The organism is Blautia sp. BIOML-A1, assembly GCF_009883055.1.
Lineage (GTDB): Bacteria > Bacillota > Clostridia > Lachnospirales > Lachnospiraceae > Blautia_A.
The window spans coordinates 1-2,352 of sequence record NZ_WWVR01000096.1 but is presented as its reverse complement, the minus strand read 5'-3'; the positions used below and the strand labels follow the sequence as shown (position 1 = coordinate 2,352).

Below are 2,352 nucleotides of genomic sequence, written 5' to 3'. Positions count from 1 at the left end.
GTGATCCTAAGGTTGGATTTCCACGTTTCAAGTCAAAACATCACTCCAAAAACAGCTATACAACAAATGTAGTCAACGGAAATATTCTGGTAGAAGATAACCGGATCCGGCTTCCAAAATTAAAATGGATATCCATGAAAAAACACAGGGAGCCTGCAGAAAACTGCCGTTTGAAATCAGTGACAGTCAGTATGGAGCCATCCGGAAAGTATTTTGCAAGTCTGCTGTATGAAGGATACAGCTGCGAAAACCAAGCAGCAGATAAGGATTACAGCAATGTCAAAATACTGGGGATTGATTATGCGATGCAGGGGATGGCTGTGTTTTCAGAAGAGATTGAGATGGAAGAAGCAGGATTCTTCAGAAAAAATGAAAAAAGGCTGGCAAGGGAGCANTGTTAAAGAATACACCAGCTATGTATAAAAAGGCGTATCCATTTCTGAAAGAAGTTGATTCGCTGGCACTGGCAAATGTTCAGCTCCATCTGGAAAAAGCATATAAGAATTTTTTTCGTGATCCTAAGGTTGGATTTCCACGTTTCAAGTCAAAACATCACTCCAAAAACAGCTATACAACAAATGTAGTCAACGGAAATATTCTGGTAGAAGATAACCGGATCCGGCTTCCAAAATTAAAATGGATATCCATGAAAAAACACAGGGAGCCTGCAGAAAACTGCCGTTTGAAATCAGTGACAGTCAGTATGGAGCCATCCGGAAAGTATTTTGCAAGTCTGCTGTATGAAGGATACAGCTGCGAAAACCAAGCAGCAGATAAGGATTACAGCAATGTCAAAATACTGGGGATTGATTATGCGATGCAGGGGATGGCTGTGTTTTCAGAAGAGATTGAGATGGAAGAAGCAGGATTCTTCAGAAAAAATGAAAAAAGGCTGGCAAGGGAGCAACGTAAACTGTCGAGATGTGTAAAAGGAAGCCGCAATTATGTGCGACAGAAAAAGAAAGTTGCCAGGTGCCATGAAAAAATACGCAGCCAGAGAAGAGATTATCTGCATAAACTGAGCCGCAGGANTGTTAAAGAATACACCAGCTATGTATAAAAAGGCGTATCCATTTCTGAAAGAAGTTGATTCGCTGGCACTGGCAAATGTTCAGCTCCATCTGGAAAAAGCATATAAGAATTTTTTTCGTGATCCTAAGGTTGGATTTCCACGTTTCAAGTCAAAACATCACTCCAAAAACAGCTATACAACAAATGTAGTCAACGGAAATATTCTGGTAGAAGATAACCGGATCCGGCTTCCAAAATTAAAATGGATATCCATGAAAAAACACAGGGAGCCTGCAGAAAACTGCCGTTTGAAATCAGTGACAGTCAGTATGGAGCCATCCGGAAAGTATTTTGCAAGTCTGCTGTATGAAGGATACAGCTGCGAAAACCAAGCAGCAGATAAGGATTACAGCAATGTCAAAATACTGGGGATTGATTATGCGATGCAGGGGATGGCTGTGTTTTCAGAAGAGATTGAGATGGAAGAAGCAGGATTCTTCAGAAAAAATGAAAAAAGGCTGGCAAGGGAGCAGCGTAAACTGTCGAGATGTGTAAAAGGAAGCCGCAATTATGTGCGACAGAAAAAGAAAGTTGCCAGGTGCCATGAAAAAATACGCAGCCAGAGAAGAGATTATCTGCATAAACTGAGCCGCAGGATCACAGACCAGTACGATATAGTTGCGGTGGAAGATATTGATATGAAAGCGATGAGCCAGTGCCTGCATTTTGGGAAAAGTATACAGGATAATGGATACGGGATGTTCCGGAATATGCTGGATTATAAGCTTGCCTGGAAGGGAAAAGAATTAGTAAAGGTAGACCGCTTTTTCCCGTCAAGCAAAAAATGCAGTAAATGCGGAAAGATAAAAAAAGAGCTGAAATTATCCGAAAGAGTTTACCGCTGTACGTGCGGAAATGAGATGGACAGAGATCGAAATGCAGCAATCAANTGTTAAAGAATACACCAGCTATGTATAAAAAGGCGTATCCATTTCTGAAAGAAGTTGATTCGCTGGCACTGGCAAATGTTCAGCTCCATCTGGAAAAAGCATATAAGAATTTTTTTCGTGATCCTAAGGTTGGATTTCCACGTTTCAAGTCAAAACATCACTCCAAAAACAGCTATACAACAAATGTAGTCAACGGAAATATTCTGGTAGAAGATAACCGGATCCGGCTTCCAAAATTAAAATGGATATCCATGAAAAAACACAGGGAGCCTGCAGAAAACTGCCGTTTGAAATCAGTGACAGTCAGTATGGAGCCATCCGGAAAGTATTTTGCAAGTCTGCTGTATGAAGGATACAGCTGCGAAAACCAAGCAGCAGATAAGGATTACAG

At 41.0% G+C, this 2,352-nt stretch carries 3 protein-coding genes; all 3 read left to right on the top strand.

Going from position 1 to position 2,352, the window contains the following annotated elements; genetic code table 11:
* The first annotated feature begins 415 nt into the window (after nt 1–415).
* Entirely contained in the window at nt 416–1,060 is a 645-nt protein-coding gene (locus GT674_RS16960) for an RNA-guided endonuclease TnpB family protein (protein ID WP_161286696.1), read from the top strand.
* Nucleotides 1,053–1,967, top strand: a complete 915-nt coding sequence (locus tag GT674_RS16955) for an RNA-guided endonuclease TnpB family protein (protein WP_192926078.1) — start codon at nt 1,053–1,055, stop codon at nt 1,965–1,967. The genes GT674_RS16960 and GT674_RS16955 overlap by 8 nt, the downstream gene beginning before the upstream one ends.
* Nucleotides 1,968–1,981: 14 nt before the next feature.
* Nucleotides 1,982–2,352: RNA-guided endonuclease InsQ/TnpB family protein (locus GT674_RS17580; RefSeq protein ID WP_161286695.1), on the top strand; the 371-nt coding region annotated here is incomplete at its 3' end.